The organism is Micromonospora sp. NPDC048040, assembly GCF_055587185.1.
This window is the reverse complement of sequence record NZ_JBVJGT010000016.1, coordinates 74,047-98,347: the sequence shown is the minus strand read 5'-3', so window position 1 is coordinate 98,347 and position 24,301 is coordinate 74,047. Positions and strand designations below refer to the sequence as shown.

Sequence of the window (24,301 nt, the reverse complement as noted above, 5' to 3'; positions counted from 1 at the left end):
CAGGGGTCACTTCGTCTTACAGTCCCTGCTGAAACACTGTCTCGGGCCAGCCGAGGAGTCGGGCGCCGAGCACGGCGGCGTGGAGTGTGAAGCGTTGGGTGGGTTCGTTGGGGTGGTAGCCGGTCAGGTGGTGGATGCGGTCGAGGCGATAGGTGACCGCGCGTACGGAGAGATGCATCTGGCGGGCGGTGGCGGTGTGGTTGCCCTGGTTGTCGAAGAGCACGGTCAGGGTGTCCAGGTAGGGCTGCACGCCGCCGCGGGCGGTGGTGAGGGGGCCGAGGACGGTGGTGACCAGGTCGGTGATCGCGTCGCGGTCGCGCAGCAGGACGGGGAAGACCAGCAGGTCGGCGGCGTTGAGGACGGGTGCGGTGAAACCGAGTTTGGCGGCGTGGTCGAGGGCGTTGCGGGCCTCGTCCAGCGAGGCGGCCAGGCCGCGCACGCCGGGGTGGGGGCGACCGACGGCCACCTGCCAGCCTTCGGCGCCTAGTTCGGCGAGAAGCAGGTGTGCCAGTTCAGCGTCGATGCCCCGTAGGCCCCCGGCGCTGATGCACACCAGGTCGCCTTCGCGCAGGGTGGTAAGGGTGTTACCTTCGCCGAACCGGGCGGCGAGCGCCGCGTCGACGCGGTGGATGAGGTCGGCGGTGAGGCGGGGCGTACGGGCGACCAGAACGGTGTGGGTGGCCGACAGGCGGATGCCGTAGCGGTGAGCGCGTTCGGCCAGGCTGCCGGGTTCGGCTCGGCCGGTGAGCAGGTCGTTGACGAACGCGGCACGTTCGGTGTCGTGGCGAACCAGTTCAGCGCGGGCCTGGTCGAGGTAGCCGTCGAGGGCGGCCAACAGCACCGAACGTGCGGTGTCCAAGAGCGTCGCGACGCGGCTGTGCACGGCGGTCGGGCTGTCGGCGGGTTCGAGGGGTGAGGTGTTCCAGCAGACGCCGGCGGCAGCAAATACGCGGTCGACGAGGTCGTGGGGTTGCAGGTCCTCGTCTGCGGCACGGGCGCCCAGCCGGGCGGCCGCCTCGCCTCGCTGGTCGCCGGCCGGGGCGCGCAAGAGGTCCTCGAAGCCTTGGGCCAGCCAGGTGTGAGCGTCCCTGGGCTGTTCCTTGTGGGCGTTGTGGTGGCCGCCCCCATGCGTTCGGCGGCCACCACGGTCCGCTTCAGACACCGACGTCGCGGCGATCGAACATGAACACCCCGACGACCGTGGTCACGGCGCCGACAGCCACGAGAGCGAGCAGTTGCACCGGGTGCCAGCCGGTGTGCAGCGGATCGGTGCCGATGAAGTAGTGAAACGGAGACAGCCAGCGCACCCATTGCCAGCCATCGGACATGCCGCCGATGGCGTTGGCCATGTATGTGGTGACGGCGAGCACACCGGTGATCGCCAGAACCGTACCGCGCTTCCCGGTGGCCGCGCCAGCGAGGAAGGCGATACCGGTGAAGCACCACACCAGGGCGATCAGGCCGACGCCGGCAGCCGCGACGTTGGACAGGGGAATGTCCATGCCCGCCTGGGGAACGATGATCATCAGGAGGATCACCGGGATGGCCGCGACCAGCGTGATGGCGCTGCCCGTGGCCGCGAGACGCTGTCCGGCGAAGGCGGCACGGGACAGCGGGTTGGCCAGCAACAGTTCCATTCCCCCGTCCTCCTCGGGCCGGGCGATCGTGCGGGCGGTCAACGTGATCGCGCACATGAGGACCAGTAGCGGCCCGATCAGACTGAAGATCGTCGCCTGTAGGTAGCCGGCCGGCGAGAGCATATCGGCGATGCCGAGGAAGTCCAGCATTCCCTGGGGCAGGGCGTCCTGCTTCAGTTCCGCGGCTCCCTGGAACTGGCTGTAGAAGGAGGTGTAGATGACGGTGAACAGGGCGACGCCGGTGGCCCAACCGATCAGCGCCCGGCGGTCGTCACGCCAGGTCTTACGCACCAGCGCGGGAAGCATCGCCGGCTCCTTCCGAGTGGTAGTAGAACGACAGGAACGTCTCCTCCAGGTCGGGCTCGGCCGACAGCATGTCCACGACCTCGTGTCGTGCCGCCGCCTTGATCACGGGGTCGAGGCGGCCATCCACCGTGCACCGGAGCACCGGCCCGGACACCACCACGTCACTGACCCCGGGGAGGCCGCTGAACTCCGCCGGATCCACGGGATCGTCGAAGTGGATCTCCACCGATCGGATGGCCCGCTTGCCGAGCGACTCAACGCGTTCGACCGCGGCCAGCCTGCCGTCGCGGATGATGGCCACCCGGTCGGCGGTCTGCTGCACCTCGGCGAGGACGTGGGAGGACATGAAGACGGTCTGCCCGGCGTCGCGGGCGTCGCGGACCATGGCCAGGAACTCCTGCTGCATGAGCGGGTCCAGGCCGCTGGTGGGCTCGTCCAGGATCAGCAGGGCCGGTTGGTGCATGAACGCCTGCACCAGGCCGACCTTCTGCTTGTTGCCCTTGCTCATGGCGCGTACCGGGCGGGACAGGTCCAGGTCGAGCCGCTCGGCCAGATCGGTCACCCGCGACCAGGCCACACCGCCCCGGGCGTCACCGAAGAACCGCAGCAGGTCTTCTGCCTTCTCCCTGCCGGGAAACGCCAGTTCGCCAGGTAGGTAGCCGATCTGCCGGTGCAGGGCGGCCTTGTCCCGGCGCGGGTCGAGCCCGAGCACGGTCGCGCGGCCGGAGGTCGGCCGCAGGAAGTCCAGCAGCAGCCGGATGGTGGTGGTCTTCCCGGCGCCGTTGGGCCCGAGGAAGCCCATCACCTCGCCGGTGCGGACCTCAAGGGTGAGACTCTCGATGCCGCGGCGTTGGCCGTAGAACTTCGTCAATTCCTCGGCGAGCAGGGCAAGGTCGTTGGTCATGCTCCACATCGTGGCGCTCGCGCCCCTCCGGCATCCAGGGTGGCATTCGGCCGACATCGGGCAGGACTATTGCCGACACTCGGCAACCAGGAGGGGAACGGCGACTCGGCGAGGATCCACGACCCACCGGAACCCGGTGAACGTTGCCGGACGCAGCACCGACTGTCTGTTCATCTACCTGACGAGGAACGGCGACCGTCCACGGGAGGCGTGATCGAGTGGGCCGACGCCGATTCCTGCCCGGCTAATCGCTGGTGGCGAAGCGTTCAACGTTGCCGACGGTGCCGACGACGAGGATGGGTCGCCGTAGGCGCGATTGCCCGCGACGTGGGACGGTCGCGGGGGCGGCGTCCCGGCGTCCGATCGAGGCTGAGTCTATGGGGCCCGCTGATGGTCGTCTTCTTGCTGCGGCGGGGAGTCGGGTGGGCGGCGCAGTGGGGTCCGGTTCAGCAGACCCGCACCGGCTGCGACGGCGAGGAAGATCGCCCCCACGGTGAAAATGATCAGGACTACGTGCTTGAGAAGGGCCATGGCGCGTCCTGCCGTCTCACGGTTGGTAGCGGTAGCCCATGCCGGGTTCGGTGATGAGGTGGCGGGGCCGGGTGGGGTCCGGTTCGAGCTTGCGGCGTAGCTGCGCCATGTACTGGCGCAGGTAGCTGGTCTCGGTCTCGTATCCCGGGCCCCAGACGTCGTGGAGGAGTTGGCGCTGACTGATCAGCTTCCCGGGGTTGCGGAGCAGTGTTTCGAGCACCCCCCACTGGGTGGGGGTCAGTCTGATCTCGGTGCCGTCGTCGCGGGTTACGGTGTGGGCGCCGAGGTCGACGGTGTGCTGGCCGACTTTCGCGGTGGGACTGGCCGCGTCCGCGCCGGTCCCGTGCCGGCGGGTGACGGCACGGATGCGGGCGAGGAGTTCGTCGACGCCGAAGGGCTTGGTGACGTAGTCGTCGGCACCGGCGTCGAGGGCGGTGACCTTGTCGTCGCTGCCGGCGCGGCCGGAGAGCACGATGATCGGGACGGTGGTCCAGCCCCGGATCCCGCGGATGACGTCGACGCCGTCGAGGTCGGGAAGACCGAGGTCGAGTACGACGAGGTCGGGTGGGTGGCTGGCGGCGGCCCTGAGCGCGGCGGCGCCGGTGGCCGCGACGTCGACGTCGTAGCCGCGGGCGCGCAGGTTGATGCGCAGGGCGCGCAAAATCTGCGGTTCGTCGTCGACGACGAGGATCCGGTTCATTCCTGCGGGCCCTCCGTGGGTTCGGCCGGTGTGGCGGCAGGCAGCCGCAGCACCATGGTGAGTCCTCCGCCGGGTGTGGTCTCCGGGGTGATGCTGCCACCCATGGCCTCGGCGAGACCTCGGGACAGGGCGAGACCGAGGCCGACGCCGGTGGTGTTGTCGCGGTCGCCGAGGCGCTGGAACGGCAGGAAAACCTGTTCCCACTGGTCCTCGGCGATGCCGGGGCCGGTGTCGATGACGCGTAGTTCGACCTGGCCGGAGTGGGCGCTGGCGGTGATGGTGGGCGGCCGCCCGGGCGGGCTGTGGCGCAGGGCGTTCGCGACGAGATTGACCAGGACCCGCTCCAGCAGGCCCGGGTCGGCGGTGGCGGCCGGCAGGTCGGCGGGGATGTCGGTGGTGACATCGGCCGCCTGCGGGCCGAGTTCGTCCAGGGCCCGGGGCACGACGTCTTCCAGGCCGATCGCCGAGGCGGTGATGCCGAGTGCCCCGGCCTGCAGGCGGCTCATGTCGAGCAGATTGGCCACCAGCCGGCCGAGCCGGTCGAGTGACTCGTCGGCGGTGGCGAGCAGTTCGTCCCGGTCCTCGGCGTCGAAGTCGACGTCGCGGCTGCGCAGGCTGGACACGGCGGCCTTTGCCGACGCGAGGGGGGTGCGTAGGTCGTGGCTGACCGCGGCGAGCAGGGCGGTGCGCATTCGGTCGGCCTCGGCCAGGGGCCGGGCGGCGGCGGCCTCCTCGGCGAGGCGTTCCTGCCGGAGCGCGACGGCGGCCTGCGCGGCGAACGCCTCGATGATGCGCCGGTCGGCGGCCTCCAGCCGCCGGCCGGAGAGCACGACGGTGAGCCGGTCGTCGACGGGCACCGTCGTTTCGCCTGCGCTCGGGCTGCCGGCCGGCGCCTCGCCGACACTGGCCACGACTCGCCAGGCGTCTTCCTCCCGGTCCCGGCCGGGGCGCCCGGCGGCCTCGGCGGCCAGTTCCAGGACGCTGACCGCGCGCAGCGCGAAGGTTTCCCGGAGCCGTTCCAGCAGCGCCGGCAGCGGGCGTTGCCCGCGCAGGACGTTGCCGGCGACGGTGGCGAGGGTCTGCGCGTCGGCGGATGCGCGGGCTGCCTCGCGGGTGCGCCGGGCGGCGAGGTCGACCACCCAGCTGACCGCTACGGCGACGCCGACGAAGACGCCGAGGGCGAGCAGGTTGTCCGCCTCGGCGATGGTCAGCGTGTAGAAGGGCGGGGCGAAGAACCAGTTCAGCAGCAGGGACCCACCCAGCGCGGCGAGCAGCGCCGGCCAGAGCCCGCCGACGAGCGCGACGCCGACGACGGCGGCGAGGAAGATCAGGATGTCGTTGGTGAGGGTGAGGTCGGGCAGAGCCCTGAGCAGTGCGGTCAGGGCGGGCATGCCCGCGACGGTGAGCGCGAAGCCGTACAGCCGGCGTCGCCGGGACAGCGCGGCCGGCACCGCCGGTCCGGGCCGGCCGCGACGGACCTCGGCGTGGGTGACCAGGTGTACGTCGATGGGCCCTGACAGTGCGGTCGTGGTCACGCCGACGCCGCGGGAGAACAGTTGCGCGAAACGGCCGCGGCGGCTGGCGCCGAGCACGAGCTGGGTGGCGTTGACGCCCCGGGCGAAGTCGAGCAGCGCGGCGGGGATGTCGGTGCCGAGGACCTGGTGGTAGGTGCCGCCGAGGCTCTCCACCAGCACCCGTTGCCGGGCGAGCTGCGCCGGGTCGGCTCCGGCGAGCCCGTCGCTGCGGGCGACGTGCACCGCGAGGAGGTCGGCGCCCTTGCTGCGGGCGGCGATCCGGGCCGCACGCCGGATCAGGGTCCCTCCCTCGGGTCCGCCGGTGAGCGCGACGACGACCCGCTCGCGGGCTTCCCAGGTGGCGGAGATGCCCTGCTGGGCCCGGTATGCGTCGAGTTGCTCGTCGACCTTGTCGGCGAGCCAGAGCAGGGCCAGCTCGCGTAGGGCGGTGAGGTTGCCGACGCGGAAGTAGTTGCCGAGCGCGGCGTCGATCTTGTCCGGGCGGTAGATGTTGCCGTGGGCCATCCGCCGGCGCAGCGCCTCGGGGGTCATGTCGACCAGTTCGACCTGTTCGGCGGCGCGCACAATCTGGTCGGGGACGGTTTCGCGTTGGGTGGTCCCGGTGATCTGGGCGACGACGTCGTTCAGCGAGTCCAGGTGCTGGATGTTGACCGTGGTGAGCACGGTGATCCCGGCGTCGAGGAGTTCCTGGATGTCATGCCAGCGCTTGGAGTTGCGGGAGCCGGGCACGTTGGTGTGAGCGAGTTCGTCGACCAGGGCGACCTCGGGGCGGCGGGCCAGAACCGCGTCGAGGTCCATCTCGGTGAACTCGGCGCCGCGGTAGGTGATCGTGCGGCGGGGGACGATTTCCAGTTCGCCGATCATCGCGGCGGTGTGCCTACGGCCGTGGGTCTCGACGAACCCGATCACCACGTCCGTGCCGCGCTCGGCGCGGCGTTGCGCCTCCTCGAGCATGGCGTAGGTCTTGCCGACGCCGGGTGCGGCACCGAGGTAGATGCGCAGTTCCCCTCGTGGCACAGCAGGATTCCTCTCCACAGCGTGACCGGCGGGTCGGGTGACGTGGTGCCGGGCCGGGACGGTGCCAGCGTCCCAGCCCGGCGCCGTCGTGTTCAGCGTGCCGGGAATTGTTCGTCCAACGCGAGGTTCAGCTCCAGCACGTTCACCCCGGGCGACCCCATGAAGCCGAGCGACCGGCCGGCGGTGTGCTCCTGGACCAGACGCCGGACCGCCGCCGGGTCCGCGCCGCGTTCCCGCGCCACGCGCGCCACCTGGAGCTGCGCGTACGCCGGAGAGATGTGCGGGTCGAGGCCGCTGCCGCTGGCGGTGACCGCGTCGGCGGGCACCGCGGGCTCGGCGGGGGCGTCCCCCCGGACGGGGACGATGGTCGCCCCGGCGGCCCGGTGGTCCTCGCCCGGCGTGGCCAGCTCGACCGGCACACCTTCGTAGCGGGCGAGGAACGGCGTGGCGGGTGCGGTCTGGTTGACGCTGACCACCCGGGTGACCGGGCCGGTCAGCCCGTCGCGGCGGAACACCGCCAGCACGGCCCCGACCCCGTCGATGGTGCAGTACGGGCGGCTCCCGTCGACGCCGTTCAGCTCCCCGACGGCTTTGCTGCGTGCGCAGACCTGGGTGAGCAGGCTCCGCGTGCTGTCGTCGGGGTTGGTGGCGATGGTGTCGACGATGTTCTCCGGGCCGAGGTTGCTGGCCGAGGTGGCGGTGGGGTCGTAGCCGTCGCCGGCTGCCGAGGGGCGGGACTGGAAGTAGCGCGGGACGGGGTTGCCGTCGGCGTCGGTGAACGACTGCCCGATGAGCGTGCTGCCGACAGGCCGGCCGTCCACCTCGACGAGCGATCCGTCGGCCTTGTGGGCGAGGACCGGGATCCGGCCGACCGCGACCAGGGCCAGCGGATAGGCCAGGCCGAGCAGGACGGTGAAGACGAGCACCGCGCGCAGCGCGGCCAGATGCTGGGAGAGCCAAGACGGCAGGCGCATCACAAGATCCCCGGGATGAAGTGGACGAGCAGGTCGATGAGCTTGATGCCGACGAACGGCACCACGATGCCGCCGAGGCCGTAGAGCAGCAGGTTGCGGCTGAGCAGCCGCGACGCGGCGGCGGGCCGGTAGCGGACGCCGCGCAGCGCCAGCGGGATCAACGCGATGATGACGACCGCGTTGAAGATGACCGCGGACAGGATCGCCGATTCGGGGCTGGACAGCCGCATGACGTTCAGCGCGTCCAGGCTCGGGTAGATGCCGGCGAACATGGCCGGGATGATCGCGAAGTACTTCGCGATGTCGTTGGCGATCGAGAAGGTCGTCAGCGCGCCGCGGGTGATCAGCAACTGCTTGCCGATCTCCACGATTTCGATGAGCTTGGTCGGGTCGGAGTCGAGATCGACCATGTTGCCGGCCTCCTTCGCGGCCGACGTGCCGGTGTTCATCGCCACCCCGACGTCTGCCTGGGCGAGCGCGGGTGCGTCGTTGGTGCCGTCACCGGTCATCGCGACCAGCCGGCCACCCTCCTGCTCCTTCTTGATCAAGGCGAGCTTGTCCTCCGGCGTCGCCTCGGCGAGGAAGTCGTCCACCCCGGCCTCGTCGGCGATGGCCTTCGCGGTACGCGGGTTGTCGCCGGTGATCATCACCGTGCGGATGCCCATCCGGCGCATCTCGTCGAAGCGCTCCCGCATCCCGGCCTTGACCACGTCCTTGAGGTGGATGACGCCGAGGGCGCGGGCCGGCTGGCCGTCGAGGTGCTCGGCGACCACGAGCGGGGTGCCGCCGATGCCGCTGATCTCGTCGACGATCTGGCCGACCTGCTCGGTGGGGTGGCCGCCGTTGTCGCGGACCCATTTCATGACGGCGGCGGCGGCGCCCTTGCGGATCCGGCGCGCCGGGCCGGCGGCACCGCCGTCGACGGTCGCGTCGGGAGTCAGGTCGACGCCGCTCATCCGGGTCTGTGCGGTGAACGGCACGAAGGTGGCGTGCGGAATGAGCCCGGGTTCGCGTTGCCGCAGGCCGAACCCGTTCTTGGCCAGCACCACGATCGATCGGCCCTCAGGTGTCTCGTCGGCGAGGCTGGACAGCTGCGCCGCGTCGGCCACCGTGGCGACGTCCACCCCTTCGACGGGGACGAACTCGTCCGCCTGCCGGTTGCCGAGGGTGATGGTGCCGGTCTTGTCCAGCAGCAGGGTGTTGACGTCACCGGCCGCCTCGACGGCCCGACCGCTCATCGCGAGGACGTTGCGCTGCACGAGGCGGTCCATGCCGGCGATGCCGATCGCCGAGAGCAGCGCCCCGATGGTGGTGGGGATCAGGCAGACCAGCAGCGACACCAGCACGATCCCGCTGACGCCGGCGTCGGTGATCGCCCGCGTGTCCGGTGCGGCGGCCTGGTGGCCCATCGAGAAGATCGCGAGAGGCTGGAGGGTGACGACGGCCAGCAGGAAGATGACCGTGAGCGCGGCGAGGAGGATGTTCAGCGCGATCTCGTTCGGCGTCTTCTGCCGGTTCGCCCCCTCGACCAGGTTGATCATTCGGTCGATGAAGCTCTCCCCCGGCTTCTGCGTGATCATCACGACGATCCGGTCGGAGAGGACCTTGGTGCCGCCGGTGACCGCGCTGCGGTCGCCCCCGGACTCCCGGATCACCGGGGCCGACTCGCCGGTGATGGCCGACTCGTCGACACTGGCGATCCCTTCGACGACGTCACCGTCGCCGGGGATGATCTCCCCGGCCTCGACCACGACAACGTCGCCCTGCTTCAGCCGGGGTGCCGGGACGCGCTCGGTGCGACAGGTGCCGGGGGCGGCGCCCGGGGTCCAGCCGAGGACGCGGGTGGCGACGGCGTCCGTCTTCGCCTTGCGCAGGGCGGCGGCCTGCGCCTTGCCACGCCCCTCGGCGACCGCTTCGGCGAGGTTGGCGAAGATCACGGTCAGCCACAGCCACCCGGTGATCGCGAGGGCGAACACCGACGGGTCCGCGACGGCGAGGACGGTGGTGAAGGCCGCGCCGATCTCGACGATCAGCATCACGGGGTTGCGCCACAGGGTGCGCGGGTCGAGCTTACGCAGCGCGTCGGGCAGTGATTGGACGAGCTGCCTCGGGTCGAGCAGTCCACCGCCCCGGTTGCCCTGGGTGGCGGGTGTGCCGGAGGTGGGGGCGTCCGCCGTACCGTGCGGTGCCGGCGTGGAGGTCGTCATGTCCTTCTCTCTCATGGGTGTCACAGCCCCTCAGCGAGGGGGCCGAGCGCGAGCGCAGGCAGGAAGGTCAACGCCACGAGGATCACGGTGACGCCGACGACCATCCCGACGAACAGCGGCCGGTGGGTCGGCAGAGTGCCCTCGGAGGCGGGCGTCGGCTGCTGGCGGGCCAACGAGCCGGCGAGGGCGAGCACGAGGATGATCGGCAGGAACCGGCCGAGCAGCATGCACAGCCCCAGTGCGGTGTTCCACCACGGCGTGCTCACGGTCAGGCCGGCGAACGCGGAGCCGTTGTTGTTGCTCGCCGAGGTGAACGCGTAGAGCACCTCGGAGAGGGCATGCGGGCCGGTGTTGAGCGCGGTGGAGTTGTTGCCGGTGGCGAACGCCGCCGCCGTGCCGATCAGGACCAGCGCCGGGGTGACCAGGAAGTACAGCGACGCCAGCTTGATCTCGCGGGCGCCGATCTTCTTGCCGACGTACTCCGGTGTCCGGCCGACCATCAGGCCAGCGACGAACACCGTGATCACGGCGAGGATCAGCATCCCGTAGAGGCCGGCGCCGACGCCGCCGGGGGCGACCTCGCCGAGCATCATGTTGATCAGCGGCATCATGCCGCCGAGCGAGGTGTAGGAGTCGTGGAAGGAGTTGACCGCGCCGGTCGAGGTGAGCGTGGTCGCGGCGGCAAACGTGGCCGAGTTCGACACGTCGAACCGGACCTCCTTGCCCTCCAGCGCCGCCCCGGCCGCCTGCGGCACCGTGCCGTCGCCGGCCAACTCGAAGACGTTGGTCAAGGCGATGCTCGCGATCGCCAGGACCGCCATCACGGCGGCGATCGCGTACCCCTGCCGGTTCTGCCCGACCATCCGGCCGAAGACCCGGGGCAGGCTGAACGGAATCACCAGGATCAGGAAGATCTCCAACCAGTTCGTCCAGGTGGTCGGGTTCTCGAACGGATGGGCGCTGTTGACGTTGTAGAAGCCGCCACCGTTGGTGCCCAGCTCCTTGATGACCTCCTGGCTGGCCACCGGCCCGCCGGTGATGGTCTGGCTGCCACCGGTCAGGGTGGTGACCTCGGTGCCGGCGGAGAGGTTCTGCACCGCCCCGCCGATCATCAGGGCGAGGGCGCCGAGCACCGAGATCGGCAGCAGGATCCGCAGCGTGACCCGGGTCAGGTCGACCCAAAAGTTGCCCAGGTCGCCCGTGCGGCGACGGGCGAACCCGCGCACCAGCGCGACGGCGACCGCGATACCGACGGCAGCGGAGACGAAGTTCTGCACCGCCAGGCCGGCCATCTGGACCAGGTGCCCCATGGCCGACTCACCCGAGTACCACTGCCAGTTGGTGTTGGTCACGAACGACACGGCCGTGTTCCACGCGCCGTGGGTCATCACCGGGTCGAAGCCGAGCGAGAGCCACAGGTGGTTCTGCAGCCGCATGAACGCGTAGAGGAACAGGATCGAGACGGCGGAGAAGGCAAGCACGCTGCGGGCGTACACGCCCCAGGACTGCTCGGCGCTCGCGTCGACCCCGACCAGGCGGTAGATGCCCCGCTCGACGCGGAAGTGCCGCTGGCCGGACACCACGCGGAACATGTAGTCGCCGAACGGCTTGTGGACGGCGACCAGCGCCACCACGAGCGAGAGGATGAACAGCGCTCCGGCTGTCGTCACGGCCATCAGAAGCGCTCAGGGAACAACAGGGCGACCACCAGGAACACGGCCAGGCCGATCGCCAGCACCAGACCGATGACGTTGACGGCGCTCACAGCTTCTCCACTCCCCTCACCACCAGGGCGAGAGCCGCGAAGAGCCCCATCGTCAACACCACGAACACCACGTCAGACACGTCTGACTCCTCATTCCGGAACAGCTCGTCACGGCCGCCGTCCGGCCGCGCCGAGCAATCACAACGCCGCCCGCCCCTCACCGACAGGGGCTATAACGCGACCATCACGGCGATCCGGCGTTTCTTAACGCCCTTTTCACACCACCCCTTGTTCGGGTGGTCCCGACTACCGTCAGCAGGCGGATCACACCGGTTGGCCCAGGGACGCATGCCGGTGCGCAGGCGACGTCGAGGATCAGGCCCGGCCGGGTGAGCACCGCCGGATGCTCGCGCAGCGGAACTGGCGGACGGTCGACCTCGACACGGTGTGACGACGGACCCTCCCGGCAGCCCCGGGAGGCGCAGGTCAGGACGGCAGACCCAACTCCACGCAGCAGGCGCCGGGGCGGGGGGCCAGCCGGGCCTCGACATCGGCGGCGCCGAGCCCTTCGAGCAGGCCGGTGAGAAAGGCGTGGTTCAGCCCGCAGACCAGTGCGGTGTGCCGGGTGGCCAGGGCGTGGAACGGGCAGTTGTGCAACAGCACCCGCCGCTGCCGCTGCGCGTCGGGCCGCGGCTCGAATCCGAGGCCGTCCAGCGCCGACAGGACGTCGCACCCGTCCTCGGCCAGTCCAACGCCGACGCTGCGGCCGCGCTGCCCGGCGAGCCGCCGCGCGGCGTCGTCGGCGTGGGCCGGGTCGTCGACGACCGCGTCGGCGAGGATCTCGGCGATCAGTTCGTAGCGGCGTTCCGGGATCGTGACGGCGAGACCGTCGCCAGCCGGTTCGTACACCTTCGGGCTGCGGCCCCGGCCTCTGGGTTGGTCGGGCGGGGCTTGGTAGCGGGCGCGCAGCAGGCCGGCGTCGACGAGCTTGTCGAGGTGGAACGCGGCCAGCCCGCGGGAGATCCCGGTGGCGTCGGCGGCCTCCTCGCGGGTGACCGGGTGGTCCTGGTGGCGCACGTGGTCGTACAGCGCCCGCCGGGACGGATCGGCAAGCGCGGCCACGGCTGTCCACCGGTTCTGCATCCGACCGAGATTATCACCAGCATCGGCTATTGAAATTTTGGCGCACGGGGTACAGCATTGATTAACAACAACGCTGGTTGGCGAAAATGGGTGGGTGGTTGACGTGGAGCCGATGCAGCAGGCCAAACGACCCGTCAACGCCATCGCCGGCCCGTACGGGCACCCGCTTCACCCGGCACTGGTCACGATCCCGATCGGGGCATGGATCACCAGCCTCGTCTTCGACATCGCCTCCCACGTCGTCCACGGCGAAACGTTCCTCGCGGACGGGTCCCGATGGCTGATCGCCGTCGGCGTGCTCGGCGCCCTCGCCGCGGCGACCGTCGGAGTCCTGGACCTGTTCGCCATCCCCACCCGTACCCGAGCCTTCCGCACCGCCCTGGTCCACATGAGCATCAACCTGGCGGTGACCGCCGCGTACGCGATCGGGTTCGTCATCCGAGGCGGGCAACCGGCCACCCCGGTTCCCATCGGCGCCCTCGCCCTGTCCGCCGCGGCGCTGGCCGCGTTGACGGTCTCCGGCTACCTGGGCGGTGAACTCACCTACCGCTACGGGGTCCGCGTCGCCGACGAAATCACCCAGGCCGACGGCTATCGGACCACGCCGGTCGCCACCACCATCGAGAAGGAGGGGCACTGATGGCAGTCGCCGCACTGATCACCTGGCTGATCACCGCCGTCGGCGGATTCGTCATGCTCGGCACCTGGATCGCCGAAGGCGGACACCGTCCGCACAGCGGCAGCCGGCTGGCCCCCGGCCTGGTGTTCGGCCACTTCGCGCTGGCCGCGATCGGGCTGGTGGTGTGGATCGTCCACCTCGCCGTCGGCAAGGACGCGCTGGCCTGGACCGCGTTCGTGCTCCTGCTGCCCGTCGCACTGCTCGGCTTCACCATGCTGGCCCGCTGGATCCCCGCCCGCCGCACCGACGTCGCCGAGTCCCGCTTCCCCATCCCGGTCGTGGTCGGTCACGGCCTGTTCGCGGCCACCACCCTCGTCCTCGTCCTGATCACCGCCCTCGGTATCGGTGAAGGCTGACATGGCAGTCACCCCGCTACAGGTCGTCCGGCGCCGGCCCGGCCGGGACCTGGCCGCCGCCGAACAGGCCGCGGCCGCCTTCCTGGCAGCACTCGGCGTGGACCTCGACGCCGACGGGCTGGCCGACACGCCGGGCCGGATGGCACGCGCCTACGCCGAACTGCTCACCCCGCGCGAGTTCCGGCTCACCACCTTCGACAACGACGAGGGATACGACGAGCTCGTCGTTGCCCGGGCCATCCCGATCCGCTCGGTGTGCGAGCACCACCTGCTGCCGTTCATCGGCGTCGCCCACGTCGGCTATCTGCCCGCCGATCGGATCCCCGGGCTGTCCAAACTCGCCCGGGTGGCGGAACTCTTCGCCCACGGTCCGCAGGTCCAGGAACGACTGACCAAGCAGATCGCCGACTGGCTCACCGTCCACCTGCGCCCGAGAGGCGTCGGGGTGGTCGTCGAGGCCCAGCACCTGTGCATGACCCTGCGGGGGGTGCAGGCGGTCGGCGCCACCACCATCACCTCCACACTGCTCGGCGCGCTACGCGACGACTCGCGCTCCCGCGCCGAGTTCTTCACCCTCACCGGAGTCGGCGCCCACGCCTGACACGTCCCCCTAGGAGAAACCGTGACCGGGCAACATCCGTTCGTGATCGTCGGGGCCGGCCTGGCCGGGGCCAGAGCCGCGCAGACGCTCCGCGAGGAGGGATTCGACGGCAAGATCGTCCTGTTCGGCGAGGAGGCCGAGCGCCCGTACGAACGGCCCGCACTGTCCAAGGGCCTGCTGCTGCGCACCACCGAACGCGACAGCGTCTTCGTCCACGACGCCAGTTGGTACGAAGAACACGACGTCGACCTGCATACCGACACCCGCGTCACGACCCTCGACCGGCAGGCGCGGCAGGTCACGCTCGCCGATGGGCGGCGCTTCGGCTACGACCGGCTGCTGCTTGCCACCGGGTCACGGGCCCGGAGCCTGCCTGTCCCCGGCGCACACCTCGACGGCGTGCTGCGGCTGCGTACCCTCGCCGACTGCGACCGCATCTCCGATGCGATCGTCGACGGAGCGAGCGTCGTCATCGTCGGCGCCGGCTGGATCGGCCTGGAGGTGGCGGCCGTCGCGCGCACCCGCGGCGCCGCCGTCACCGTCGTAGAGACCGCCGACCTGCCCCTGCAGCGCGTCCTCGGCGACCAGCTCGCGACCGTCTTCGCCGACCTGCACCGCGACCACGGGGTCACCTTCCGCTTCGGCGCCCAGGTCCACGAGTTCCGTGGATCGAACCGGGTCAGCGTGGTGCTGCTCGCCGACGGCACGGTCCTGCCCGCCGACCTCGTCGTCGTCGGCGTCGGCGTCCTGCCCAACACCGAACTCGCCGAACAGGCCGGCCTCGCCGTCGACAACGGCGTCGTCGTCGACCACACCCTGCGTACCAGCGACCCGCGCATCTGGGCCGCCGGCGACCTGGCCAACGCCCACCACCCCCTGCTGAACGTCCGGGTACGGGTCGAGCACTGGGCCAACGCCCTGCACTCCGGACCGGCCGCCGCCCGCGGCATGCTCGGCCGAACTGTCAGCTACGACCGGCTGCCCTACTTCTACACCGACCAGTACGAGCTGGGCATGGAGTACACCGGCCACGCTCCGCCCGGCTCCTACGACCGGATCGTCGTCCGCGGCGAACTCTCCGGCGGCGAGTTCATGGCGTTCTGGACCGCACAGGGGCGGGTGCTGGCGGGCATGAACGTCAACGTCTGGGACGTGACCGGCCCGATCGGGCAGCTGATCCGCTCCCGGCAGCCCGTCGACCTCGACCGCCTGGCCGACCCCACCGCCGCCCTCGAAAGTCTGGTCGGGCGGGGGTGAGCCGACCCCGGCGAGGTGGTCGGCGACGGTGCTGGAAGGAGGAAGCCGCGCGCGTTCACCGCCGGTAGGTGTACCAGCGACCCGAAGGGGTACCCGCGCCCAACGTCCCGCCAGAAAGGGAGGCCGCGTTGGAAAGTCGAGCCAAGGCGATGGGCCACGGAATCCATCCCATGCTGATCGTTTTCCCGCTGGGGCTGCTCGCCACGGCGGTGATCTTCGACATCCTGTATCTGATCACGGATCGGGCCGGATTCCAGATCTCCGCCGGGTACATCATCGGCGCCGGCATCATCGGCGGCCTCGTCGCCGCGGTCTTCGGATACACCGACTGGCGGGCCATCCCGTCCGGCACCCGCGCCAAGCGGATCGGGGCGATCCACGGCATCGGCAACGTCGTCGTCGTGCTGTTGTTCGCGGTGAGCTGGCTGGCGCGGGCCACCGCGACGGACTGGGAGCCGAACGCCCTGGCCCTGATCTGCAGCTTCGCAGGGATCGTCCTGTCCGGGATGACGGCCTGGCTCGGCGGCGAACTGGTCGAACGTCTCGGCATCAGTGTCAGCGACGGCGCCGGCGTCAACGCGCCGAGTTCCCTGTCCCGCCGCCCCGCGCGCCGCTCCCGCGCCTGACCGGACCGGGGCGGCATCACCACGGCCCACCGGCCCGTCGACCCACGTGCCGACGGAGGAACCATGACCGGGTTGCGTACCGACCTGTACGAGCTGCGGATGGCGGCCAGCTACCTGCGCCGGGACATGGTGGAGCGCGCCACGTTCAGCCTGTTCGTCCGCCGGCTGCCGCCGCAGCGCGGCTTCCTGGTGGCCGCCGGGCTGGCCGAGGCGCTGGCCTTCCTGGAAAGCTTCGCGTTCGACGAGGACGACATCGGCTACCTACGCGACACCGTCGGGCTCGACCAACCGACCCTGGCGGCGCTGGCCGGGCTGCGGTTCACCGGTGACGTCTGGGCCGTACCGGAGGGTCGCATGGTGTTCGCCGACGAGCCGCTGCTGGAGGTCACCGCGCCGATCGCGGAGGCGCAGCTGGTGGAGACCGGCGTGCTGAACCTGATCACCTTCCACACCACGGTGGCCAGCAAGGCGGCCCGATGCCGCCTCGCGGCCGGCGACGCGCAGTTGGTCGACTTCGCGTTCCGCCGGACGCACGGTATCGAGGCCGGGGCGGCCGTGGCGCGGGCGTCGGCGATCGCCGGCTTCGCCGCGACCAGCGACGTCGAGGCCGCGCGGCGCTACGGGCTGCCGCCGTCCGGGACGATGGCCCACTCGTACGTCGAGGCGTTCCCCGACGAGCGTGCCGCGTTCCGCGCGTTCGCCACCGACTTTCCCACCAGCCCGGTGTTCCTCGTCGACACCTACGACACGCCCGCCGGAGTGCGGGCGGCCGTCGAGGTCGTCGCCGAGCTGGGCCTGACCGGCCCGGTGGCCGTGCGACTCGACTCCGGGGATCTCGCCGCGCTGGCCGTGCAGGCCCGCGCGATCCTCGACGACGCCGGGCTGACCCGGGCCCAGATCGTGGCCAGCGGCAGCCTCGACGAGGACGTCATCGCGGCGCTCGTCGCCAAGGGCGCACCGATCGACGCCTACGGCGTCGGCACCCGCATGGGCGTCTCCTTCGACGCGCCGTCCCTGGACAGCGCCTACAAGCTGGTGGCCGTCGGCGACCGGCCGGTGCTCAAGCTGTCGCCCGGCAAGGCCACCCTGCCCGGTCCCAAGCAGGTCTTCCGTGATCCCACCGGTGCCAGCGGCGACGTGGTGGGGCTGCGCGACGAACCGCCACCGGGCAACCGCGAGCCGCTGCTCGTGCCGGTCATGCGCGGCGGTCGTCGCCTCGACGCCGCCGACCCGGCCGGCGAGGTACGCGCCGCGCGTCGCCGATTCGACGCGGACCTCACCTGGCTACCGGAGACGGCACGTCGGCTGGCGGACCCGACGCCGCTCACCGCCACCGTCAGTCCGGCCCTCACCGCGCTGCACGACCGGGTGGCGGCGCAGGTGGCGCAGGGCGCGACCTACTGAGCTGTTGGCAACCCTGAGTACCCCACGGGCCCGGCCCTGGGAGCCTGCTCTGCACCGACGACTCGGCGTCTGGTGGTACGCGCGCCTGCTGCGCCGGCTGGGCTGGGAGCGGATCATCCGCAACCAGCGCGCCTTCGACGGCAGCCGGTCCGGACTTGCGGCGCTGGCACGCGACACCCGGCGCTCCGAGTTCGCCCACCTGGTGCTCGCCTTGATCGGGGTGGGCCTGGCCGGGGTTGCCCTGCTGCTGGGGGCCCGGGGCGCGGCGGGGTGGCTCGCGGTCCTCACCGTGTTGCTGCACGTGTACCCGGTCCTGCTCCAGCGGGCGTTGCGGGCCCGGGTCGAGCGGATCGCCACCGTCGCCGAGCGGGTCTGACAGCCTGCTCGACCGGGCCCGCGCCGAACGGCGGTCGGCCGGTGTCCCCACCCGGCCGACGCGCCGTTCACGCGGGACGTCAGTGCTTTTCCAACTCCACCTTCGGCAGCAGCCTCGCCAGCGGCTCGGGCATCCACCAGGCGCGCCGGCCCATCAGCTGCATCGCGGCGGGCACGATCAGGCAGCGGATGATGACCGCGTCCACGAAGATGGCCACAGCCATGCCGAAGCCGGTCTGCTGGAGCAGCCGCTCCGGACTGAGCATGAAGCTGGCGACGCGCGCGAACACGCCCGGCCGGCCGCGTGAGTGCGGTGATTCCTGGGCGGTCTCTTCGGTGAGGGTCATCGTCTCTTCGGTGAGGGTCACGGTCTCTTCCAGGGTCGGATCAGCAAGGGGAGTCGGTCGTGCGTGTCACCACGGGGGTGGTTCCGTGCGGCAGGTGCGCGGGCGGACCCGTCCTCGCGGGTCTGGCACCCCGCCCGGGGTTGTTGCGGGCGCGTGCCCGGAATCGAGACCCCGCAGACTCACATACGTCTGCCCGTCACGGATACGGTCACGGACCTGATGGGCCCGGTGCGCCGCCAGTGCGGTCCTGGCTCAGCCAGCCGTGTACGGGGCGGCAACGGGCGTGGTCAAGTGGTGGTGAAGTCGGCCATCATGGCCATGTCTTCGTGTTCGAGGTTGTGGCAGTGCAGCATGAAGGTCCCGGCGTAGTCGGTGAACCGGATGGCGATCTCGACCGCTTCGGACGGGCGTACGTCGACGGTGTCCTTCCAGCCGGCGTCGTACGGGCCGGGTGCCCGGTTGTCGCGGCTGATCACCTGGAACGGGTCGAGGTGCACGTGCACCGGGTGGTGGAAGTCGCTGATCAGTCGCCAGACCTCGGTGGTGCCGAGGCGCGGCCGGGCCAGCGGGCGGCCGGGTCGGTAGGGCTGGCCGTTGATGGTCCATCCATGGTCGGGGCGCAGCTGGAAGTGGAACGTCCGCGTCACTGCGGCGCGGGCCGGGTCGAGGGGCTCGATGTGGCTGAGTCGCTCGGGCAGGCCCGGCTCGTCGTGGGTCGCGCCGGTGATGTCGAAGGCCATCACGTGGGCCGTGTGGCCGGTGCCGAGGCGGTTCACCAGCCGTACGCGGGTGCCGGGACGGTAGCGAGAGAAGTCGATGACCACGTCGAAGCGTTCGGCGGGTGCGATGTCGATGGTGTGGTGGGTCAACGGGCGGTGCAGCAGACCACCGTCGCCGCCGATCTGCACCAGGCCGCCGTCAGGGGCCGGCGGGTCGAGGGCCAGCCGGTACCGCCGGGCGTTGGAGGCGTTGAGCAGCCTCAGCCGGTACCGGGCCCGGTCGGTCCGCAGCACCGGCCACGGTGCGCCGTTGACCAGGATGACGTCGCCGAGCACGCCGTTCATGTACGGGTCGGTGACGCCGGGGCTGCGCAGGTCCGGGTCGATCAGCGGGTAGCGCAGCGAACCGTCCGCGGCGAACGACCGGTCGGCGATCATGATCGGGATGTCGCGGTCGCCGGCGGGTAGCCGCAGCGCGCCCTCCTCGTCGTCGTGCACGAGGTGGAAGCCGGCCAGCCCGCGCCAGACCGCCACGCCGGTGTGCCCGTGCCGGTGGTCGTGGTACCAGAGCGTCGCGGCCCGCTGCCGCATCGGGTACGTGTAGTCCCGCTCGCCGACGCTGATCCGCCCCGGTTCGTGGCCGCCATGGTGGCCGGCGTGGTGGCCGACGTGCGCTGGGTCGCTTCCTCCGGCCGGCATGATGAGGTCCGCGGGGTAGCCGTCGCTGTCGGCGGGGGTGTGTCCGCCGTGCAGGTGGACCACGGTCGGGTGGGGCAGGGTGTTGCGGTGCCGGACGACGGTGCGCCGGCCGGTGCGGGAGCGGATCGTGGGGCCGGGGAAGCTGCCGTGGTACGTCCACGCCTCGGTGGGCAACCCCGGCAGGATGCTCAGCGTGGCCGGCCGTTGGATGATCTCGTGGTAATCCGTCGTGGCGTCGGAGCGTACCGGCGCGAGCACCGGAGGAACGGGCAGCGGCACCTGGTACGGCCGGGGCAGCGGCACCTGGCTCGGCAGCAGCCGGCCCGGTTCGCCGGGGCCGAGCAGCCCGCTGCGGGCGAGCCAGCCACCGCCGGCGGCCGCCGCCACGGCGGCCGCGCTCGCGCCGAGCAGTCGACGGCGGGTGATTCGTGGACTCATACGACCTCCTCCGTGGTCAGCTCCGGCGTCCGGCGTGTCGGCGTGCCGGTCGCCGTCCGCCGGGGACGGGTCGGTGCCGCGCCCCATGACTTGACGAGCAGCAGCGCCACGCCCACGGTGAGCCCGACGGCGAGGGGAACGTGGACGGTCAGGACCCGCTGCTCGCCGAGGGGGATCAGCGCGCCGGCGATCAGGATTTGGATCAGGCTGGTCCGCACCGGCCAGGACGGGCCCCTGCTGGACCGCCACCAGACGACGGCGGTGATGCACTGCGCCAGCAGGGCGAGCGCCAGCAGCCCTCCGTTGAGGCTGTGGGCGGCGAGGGCGTCGTAGTGCCCGGAGAGGAACCCGCCGGCGAGGGCGGCCTGGCCGAGGATCAGCACGGCCACGCAGGTGGTGATCGCGCGGAAGAGCAGCCACGACCGGGAGCGTGCGGCCCCCGGGGTGGGCGCGGGTGCGTGGTGGTCGAGGATCGTCACGTCACCCGTCCTCAGATCTGGGCGTCGGCGACGGCCGACTGCCGGTTCTGGCGTACGCCGCGCCGCCAGACGTCGACGACGGCGCTGACGGCGGTGATGTCGGTGGTCGGATCCCCGTCGACGAGCAGCAGGTCGGCGCGGAGCCCGGGCGCGATGTGGCCCCGGTCGGTCAACCCGAAGTGCCGGGCCGGCACGCTCGTGGCCGCCGCCAGCGCTTCGGTCCGGGTCAGTCCGGCCTTGACGAGCAGCGCCAGCTCGCGGTGCATGGCGGTGCCGTGCTGCGGGGCGAACGGGGTGGCATCCGTGCCGGCCAGCAGCGAGACGCCGGCCCGGTGCAGCACGCCGGCGGCGTGCACCGCGTTGGCGGCGCTGCCCGCGGCGACGTGGTCCAGGGCGGCGCCCTGGCTGATCGCCTCGAAGTAGGCGAGCGTGGTAACCACGAAGACGCCGTCGCCAGCGATCCGCTCCGCGAGTCGCCAGCCGATCGGGTCGTCCGACCCGGCGTCGGCGTAGACATGCGCGAGCCCGTCGACACCGGCGTCGAGGGCGATGGTCACCTCCCGGGTCGTGATGGCGTGGGCGATGACCGTCAGGCCGACGGCGTGTGCCGCCTCGACCAGGGCGGACACGACGTCGGGGGTCAGCACGGGAAGGTCCGCGCCGTGCATCGCCCCGTCGTCGACAACGATCTTGATGTAGTCGGCGCCCTCGGCGACCCGGGCGGCGACGAACGGCGCGGCGTCCGCCACCGTTGCGACGGTGGGGAACGGGCCAGCGGCGTCGCCGAGCGCCGCCATCGCCTGCGCGTCGAGACCGGTCATCAGTTGGCTCGGGTGGCCGCCCGGGGCCGTGGCGAGCAGGCCGCAGCTGCGCAGGTCGGCCACGTCATCGCAGTCGGCCGCCAGCCGGCGCTGGCGGGCCAGGTTGTCCGGCAGGCAGAACATGTCCAGTTCGGTGGTGACGCCGGCGGCCAGGGCCTGGGCGAGACTGCCGTCGAAGGTGTGGGTGTGGGCGTCGATGAGGCCGGGCAGCAGGGTCCGGCCGGTGCCGTCGACCTGCACGTCGGCCGGTCGGCCGTCCGGCTCGGCAATCCGGTCGCCGTCGATGAACACGTCGGCTCGTTCCACGGTGCGCTGTCCGTCGAACACCCGCACGTCACGGATCACGGTACGCATTGCGGCCTCCAAAACGGTGGGAGTGGCTCGGCCGGGACGGGATCGTCCCGACTCGGCAACCAGGAGGGCGTCCGCGTCGCCAACTGTGACAGCGGTGGTGCTCGGCTGCGGCATGGATCACATTTCGCCACCGGGGATGTCACACTCCGGGACGCCGGTGTCCTCTCAGAGGTGAACCCGACCGGAGGTGACACCCGTGTCCGACGACGTGCAGCCGGCACCGACCGCCGACCCGACGACTACCTTCCTCGCCCACCGGGAGCTGCTGTTCTCGGTGGTCTACGCGATGCTGGGCAGCGTCGCCGACACCGAGGACGTGCTGCAGGAGACCTGGCTGGCCTGGGCGGCAAGAAACCACACCGACGGTGCGTCGATCGAGAACCCGCGCGCCTATCTGACGCGGGTCGCCGTCAACCAGGCCCTCGCCCAACGCGCGGCCCTCGACCGGCGCCGGGAGTCCTACGTCGGTCAGTGGCTGCCCGAGCCCCTCGCCACCCTGCCCGCCGAGGACGGCGACGCGGGCGACGCCGTCCTGCGCGCCGAGTCCTCGTCGATGGCGCTGCTGGTGGTGCTGGAGACCCTCACCCCCGCGGAGCGGGTCGTCTTCGTCCTGCACGAGGTGTTCGGCTACCCGCACACCGAGATCGCGACCATCATCGGCCGCTCACCGGCGGCGGTGCGCCAACTCGCCCACCGGGCGCGTGAGCATGTGCAGGCCCGCCGCCCCCGGTTCCAACCCGATCCCCGACTCCAGCAGCAGGTGACCGAGCGGTTCCTGACCGCCGCGCTCGGCGGTGACCTGCGCGGCCTGCTGGCCGTCCTCGCCCCGGACGTCACCCTGTGGACCGACGGCGGCGGCAAGGGCCCCGCCACCAGCCTGCACCCCGTGCACGGGCGCGACGAGGTGGCCCGGCTGCTCGTCGCGGTCGCCGCCAACGTTCCGGCCGGGCTCGACATCCGTTACCGGCCGGTCAACGGCGATCCCGCCGCGATCCTGTTCGAGCGCAATGTTCCGTTCGCGGTCCTCGTGCTCGACCTCGACCCCGAGCGGGAGGCGGTGCGCCGGGTCTTCTCCGTCACCAACCCCGACAAGCTCTCCCGGGTCGGCGGGTGAGGCAGCGGAACGCTCGCCGGCCCGGTCGTGCCGACGAGCGGCCGTCGAGGAAGCACTTGCTGAACGTCCGCCGGGTCGTCACCGGCAACGGCCCCTGCTGCAAGTCCTTCCTCTGGCCAACGTCCGTTCCCAGGTCAGGGGCCAGGCCGGCGCTTTCCGCGCCGTCGTGAGCGATCCAGGTCCACGGAGCATCGGAGCGCCACGCACGACCGGCGGCGTCGGCAACGTCGTCGCCGGTCCTCAGGAGGGACCTGGCCATGGCGCGGCCACCGTGGCAAGGTGGTGAAGCGCGCTCGACGCTGGAGCTTGATCATGCAGGAACGGGTAGTCGTCGTCGTCGGCTACGACGGCGCGGAGTTGCTGGACGTCGCCTGCGTGACGTCCAGTCTCCACCTCGCCAACCGCATCGGGGCCAACCCGCCCTACCGGCCCCTACTCGCCACACCCGGCAGCCGTCCCATCACGTGCGACTCCGGGCTGCGGGTGGACGCCCACGTCGCCGTGGAGCGATTCAACGCCCCTTTGGACACCCTGCTGGTCTCCGGTGGCCTCGGCCACGAGCGGGCTGCCGGAAGCACCTCCCTGGTCGGACACGTGCGACGCTTGGCCGCCCTCGCTCGCCGGGTCGCGGCGGTCTGCACCGGGTCCACCGTGCTGGCGGAGGCCGGTCTGCTCAACAACCGGCGCGCCACCACCCACTGGATGTACGCCGACCAGCTCGCGCACCGCTATCCCGACGTGCAGGTCGATCCGGATCCGATCTACATCCGGGATGGCAGTATCGCGACCTCCGGCGGCGTCACGAGTGCCCTGGATCTGACCCTGGCGTTCATCGAGGAAGACCACGGGGTGGCACTGGCGCGCGGCGTCGCGCTGGGCACGGTCGCCTATCTGCAGCGCCCGGGCGGCCAGACGCAGCGGAGCATGTTCCTGACCCCGCACACCACCGACGATCTCGTGGTTCGCCGGGCGACCAACCACATCCTGAGCCACCTCGGCGACGACCTCAGCACCGGCAGACTGGCACGGCTCGCCGGGGTCAGCGAACGCCACCTGTCCCGGTTGTTTCTCACCTACGTGCACGAGACCCCCGCGCAGTACGTGCGGCGGGCGCGGACCGAGGCGGCGGCGCACCTACTGACGTCGACCGCTCTGCCGCTGGCCACGGTGGCCCGGCGGTGCGGCTTTGGCTCGACCGAATCGCTGCGGCAGGCGTTCCGCGGTCGGTATGCCGTTCCGCCGTCGCAGTACCGGCGAAGCCGCCAGTCGTCCGGAACCGCTGAGCCCACGATATCGGCATCGCTTCACAGGAATCCGGACCCGACCCACCGCGGCTGCTGACCGGCCCTGGTGCGGCCCCGACGATCGGTGCC

Annotated in this window: 23 protein-coding genes; 9 read left to right on the top strand and 14 right to left on the bottom strand. The window is 71.4% G+C overall.

The window, feature by feature from the left end; all coding sequences use genetic code 11:
* Positions 1–16 precede the first annotated feature (16 nt).
* From ACZ6O2_RS18035 to ACZ6O2_RS17990, 10 genes are all read right to left on the bottom strand, one after another.
* Positions 17–1,048: a PucR family transcriptional regulator gene (locus ACZ6O2_RS18035; RefSeq protein ID WP_466023596.1), complete on the bottom strand. Its 1,032-nt coding sequence runs from the start codon at positions 1,046–1,048 to the stop codon at positions 17–19.
* Between the two features lie 106 nt (positions 1,049–1,154).
* Positions 1,155–1,943 carry an ABC transporter permease subunit gene (locus ACZ6O2_RS18030; protein ID WP_466023595.1) on the bottom strand — a complete coding sequence of 263 codons (789 nt, stop codon included), beginning with the start codon at positions 1,941–1,943 and terminating at the stop codon, positions 1,155–1,157.
* The gene (locus ACZ6O2_RS18025) at positions 1,921–2,847 is read right to left on the bottom strand and encodes an ABC transporter ATP-binding protein (protein ID WP_466023594.1); all 927 of its coding nucleotides are present in this window, start codon (positions 2,845–2,847) and stop codon (positions 1,921–1,923) included. The genes ACZ6O2_RS18030 and ACZ6O2_RS18025 overlap by 23 nt, the downstream gene beginning before the upstream one ends.
* A 547-nt stretch (positions 2,848–3,394) precedes the next feature.
* Positions 3,395–4,078, bottom strand: coding sequence for a response regulator (locus ACZ6O2_RS18020; RefSeq protein WP_350704194.1), 684 nt, complete (start codon positions 4,076–4,078; stop codon positions 3,395–3,397).
* Positions 4,075–6,630, bottom strand: a complete 2,556-nt coding sequence (locus ACZ6O2_RS18015; protein WP_350704196.1) for a DUF4118 domain-containing protein — start codon at positions 6,628–6,630, stop codon at positions 4,075–4,077. Before ACZ6O2_RS18015 ends, ACZ6O2_RS18020 begins: the two co-directional genes overlap by 4 nt.
* A 92-nt stretch (positions 6,631–6,722) precedes the next feature.
* Positions 6,723–7,604, bottom strand: coding sequence for a potassium-transporting ATPase subunit C (locus ACZ6O2_RS18010; protein ID WP_466023593.1), 882 nt, complete (start codon positions 7,602–7,604; stop codon positions 6,723–6,725).
* Entirely contained in the window at positions 7,604–9,811 is a 2,208-nt protein-coding gene (gene kdpB, locus ACZ6O2_RS18005) for a potassium-transporting ATPase subunit KdpB (RefSeq protein WP_466023592.1), read from the bottom strand. The genes ACZ6O2_RS18010 and kdpB overlap by 1 nt, the downstream gene beginning before the upstream one ends.
* 20 nt (positions 9,812–9,831) lie before the next feature.
* Positions 9,832–11,487: a potassium-transporting ATPase subunit KdpA gene (kdpA, locus tag ACZ6O2_RS18000; RefSeq protein ID WP_466023591.1), complete on the bottom strand. Its 1,656-nt coding sequence runs from the start codon at positions 11,485–11,487 to the stop codon at positions 9,832–9,834.
* On the bottom strand, positions 11,487–11,576 hold the full coding sequence (kdpF, locus tag ACZ6O2_RS17995) for a K(+)-transporting ATPase subunit F (RefSeq protein WP_350704204.1): 90 nt from the start codon (positions 11,574–11,576) through the stop codon (positions 11,487–11,489). Before kdpF ends, kdpA begins: the two co-directional genes overlap by 1 nt.
* 426 nt (positions 11,577–12,002) lie before the next feature.
* The gene (locus ACZ6O2_RS17990; RefSeq protein WP_466023590.1) at positions 12,003–12,659 is read right to left on the bottom strand and encodes a helix-turn-helix transcriptional regulator; all 657 of its coding nucleotides are present in this window, start codon (positions 12,657–12,659) and stop codon (positions 12,003–12,005) included.
* Positions 12,660–12,753: 94 nt separating this feature from the next.
* Here ACZ6O2_RS17990 and ACZ6O2_RS17985 point away from each other — a divergent pair, with 94 nt between their 5' ends.
* The 7 genes from ACZ6O2_RS17985 to ACZ6O2_RS17955 all read left to right on the top strand — a co-directional run bounded on the left by ACZ6O2_RS17985 (position 12,754) and on the right by ACZ6O2_RS17955 (position 17,958).
* The gene (locus ACZ6O2_RS17985; protein WP_466023589.1) at positions 12,754–13,299 is read left to right on the top strand and encodes a DUF2231 domain-containing protein; all 546 of its coding nucleotides are present in this window, start codon (positions 12,754–12,756) and stop codon (positions 13,297–13,299) included.
* Positions 13,299–13,694 carry a hypothetical protein gene (locus ACZ6O2_RS17980; protein ID WP_466023588.1) on the top strand — a complete coding sequence of 132 codons (396 nt, stop codon included), beginning with the start codon at positions 13,299–13,301 and terminating at the stop codon, positions 13,692–13,694. The genes ACZ6O2_RS17985 and ACZ6O2_RS17980 overlap by 1 nt, the downstream gene beginning before the upstream one ends.
* Before the next feature lies 1 nt (position 13,695).
* Positions 13,696–14,295 carry a GTP cyclohydrolase I FolE gene (gene folE / locus ACZ6O2_RS17975; RefSeq protein ID WP_466023587.1) on the top strand — a complete coding sequence of 200 codons (600 nt, stop codon included), beginning with the start codon at positions 13,696–13,698 and terminating at the stop codon, positions 14,293–14,295.
* Positions 14,296–14,316: 21 nt separating this feature from the next.
* The gene (locus ACZ6O2_RS17970; RefSeq protein ID WP_466023586.1) at positions 14,317–15,552 is read left to right on the top strand and encodes an NAD(P)/FAD-dependent oxidoreductase; all 1,236 of its coding nucleotides are present in this window, start codon (positions 14,317–14,319) and stop codon (positions 15,550–15,552) included.
* A 149-nt stretch (positions 15,553–15,701) separates the two neighbouring features.
* Positions 15,702–16,178: a DUF2231 domain-containing protein gene (locus ACZ6O2_RS17965; RefSeq protein WP_350704623.1), complete on the top strand. Its 477-nt coding sequence runs from the start codon at positions 15,702–15,704 to the stop codon at positions 16,176–16,178.
* Positions 16,179–16,241: 63 nt separating this feature from the next.
* Entirely contained in the window at positions 16,242–17,582 is a 1,341-nt protein-coding gene (locus tag ACZ6O2_RS17960) for a nicotinate phosphoribosyltransferase (RefSeq protein ID WP_466023585.1), read from the top strand.
* A gap of 4 nt (positions 17,583–17,586) precedes the next feature.
* On the top strand, positions 17,587–17,958 hold the full coding sequence (locus ACZ6O2_RS17955; protein WP_466023584.1) for a glycosyl-4,4'-diaponeurosporenoate acyltransferase CrtO family protein: 372 nt from the start codon (positions 17,587–17,589) through the stop codon (positions 17,956–17,958).
* 79 nt (positions 17,959–18,037) lie between these two features.
* Here ACZ6O2_RS17955 and ACZ6O2_RS17950 read toward each other — a convergent pair whose 3' ends face one another.
* The 4 genes from ACZ6O2_RS17950 to ACZ6O2_RS17935 form a co-directional block, all read right to left on the bottom strand.
* On the bottom strand, positions 18,038–18,325 hold the full coding sequence (locus ACZ6O2_RS17950) for an MMPL family transporter (protein ID WP_466023583.1): 288 nt from the start codon (positions 18,323–18,325) through the stop codon (positions 18,038–18,040).
* Positions 18,326–18,591: 266 nt separating this feature from the next.
* The gene (locus ACZ6O2_RS17945; protein ID WP_466023582.1) at positions 18,592–20,160 is read right to left on the bottom strand and encodes a multicopper oxidase family protein; all 1,569 of its coding nucleotides are present in this window, start codon (positions 20,158–20,160) and stop codon (positions 18,592–18,594) included.
* Positions 20,157–20,639 (bottom strand): hypothetical protein, encoded by a 483-nt coding sequence (locus ACZ6O2_RS17940; RefSeq protein WP_466023581.1) that lies wholly within the window; start codon positions 20,637–20,639, stop codon positions 20,157–20,159. The genes ACZ6O2_RS17945 and ACZ6O2_RS17940 overlap by 4 nt, the downstream gene beginning before the upstream one ends.
* 11 nt (positions 20,640–20,650) lie before the next feature.
* Entirely contained in the window at positions 20,651–21,814 is a 1,164-nt protein-coding gene (locus ACZ6O2_RS17935; RefSeq protein WP_466023580.1) for an amidohydrolase family protein, read from the bottom strand.
* A gap of 196 nt (positions 21,815–22,010) precedes the next feature.
* Between ACZ6O2_RS17935 and sigJ the strand changes: the two genes are divergently transcribed.
* Both sigJ and ACZ6O2_RS17925 read left to right on the top strand, forming a co-directional pair.
* Positions 22,011–22,928 carry an RNA polymerase sigma factor SigJ gene (sigJ, locus tag ACZ6O2_RS17930; protein ID WP_466023579.1) on the top strand — a complete coding sequence of 306 codons (918 nt, stop codon included), beginning with the start codon at positions 22,011–22,013 and terminating at the stop codon, positions 22,926–22,928.
* Positions 22,929–23,207: 279 nt separating this feature from the next.
* Positions 23,208–24,269 (top strand): GlxA family transcriptional regulator, encoded by a 1,062-nt coding sequence (locus ACZ6O2_RS17925; protein ID WP_466023578.1) that lies wholly within the window; start codon positions 23,208–23,210, stop codon positions 24,267–24,269.
* Positions 24,270–24,301: the final 32 nt, after the last annotated feature.

Excerpts from the sequence above, each read along its gene's own strand:
- ACZ6O2_RS18030 (WP_466023595.1), bottom strand. The coding sequence starts at position 1,943 with ATGCTTCCCGCGCTGGTGCGTAAGACCTGGCGTGACGACCGCCGGGCG.
- ACZ6O2_RS18025 (WP_466023594.1), bottom strand. The coding sequence starts at position 2,847 with ATGACCAACGACCTTGCCCTGCTCGCCGAGGAATTGACGAAGTTCTAC.
- ACZ6O2_RS18020 (WP_350704194.1), bottom strand. The coding sequence starts at position 4,078 with ATGAACCGGATCCTCGTCGTCGACGACGAACCGCAGATTTTGCGCGCC.
- ACZ6O2_RS18010 (WP_466023593.1), bottom strand. The coding sequence starts at position 7,604 with ATGCGCCTGCCGTCTTGGCTCTCCCAGCATCTGGCCGCGCTGCGCGCG.
- kdpB (WP_466023592.1), bottom strand. The coding sequence starts at position 9,811 with ATGACGACCTCCACGCCGGCACCGCACGGTACGGCGGACGCCCCCACC.
- kdpA (WP_466023591.1), bottom strand. The coding sequence starts at position 11,487 with ATGGCCGTGACGACAGCCGGAGCGCTGTTCATCCTCTCGCTCGTGGTG.
- ACZ6O2_RS17990 (WP_466023590.1), bottom strand. The coding sequence starts at position 12,659 with ATGCAGAACCGGTGGACAGCCGTGGCCGCGCTTGCCGATCCGTCCCGG.
- ACZ6O2_RS17980 (WP_466023588.1), top strand. The coding sequence starts at position 13,299 with ATGGCAGTCGCCGCACTGATCACCTGGCTGATCACCGCCGTCGGCGGA.
- folE (WP_466023587.1), top strand. The coding sequence starts at position 13,696 with ATGGCAGTCACCCCGCTACAGGTCGTCCGGCGCCGGCCCGGCCGGGAC.
- ACZ6O2_RS17965 (WP_350704623.1), top strand. The coding sequence starts at position 15,702 with ATGGGCCACGGAATCCATCCCATGCTGATCGTTTTCCCGCTGGGGCTG.
- ACZ6O2_RS17960 (WP_466023585.1), top strand. The coding sequence starts at position 16,242 with ATGACCGGGTTGCGTACCGACCTGTACGAGCTGCGGATGGCGGCCAGC.
- ACZ6O2_RS17945 (WP_466023582.1), bottom strand. The coding sequence starts at position 20,160 with ATGAGTCCACGAATCACCCGCCGTCGACTGCTCGGCGCGAGCGCGGCC.
- ACZ6O2_RS17935 (WP_466023580.1), bottom strand. The coding sequence starts at position 21,814 with ATGCGTACCGTGATCCGTGACGTGCGGGTGTTCGACGGACAGCGCACC.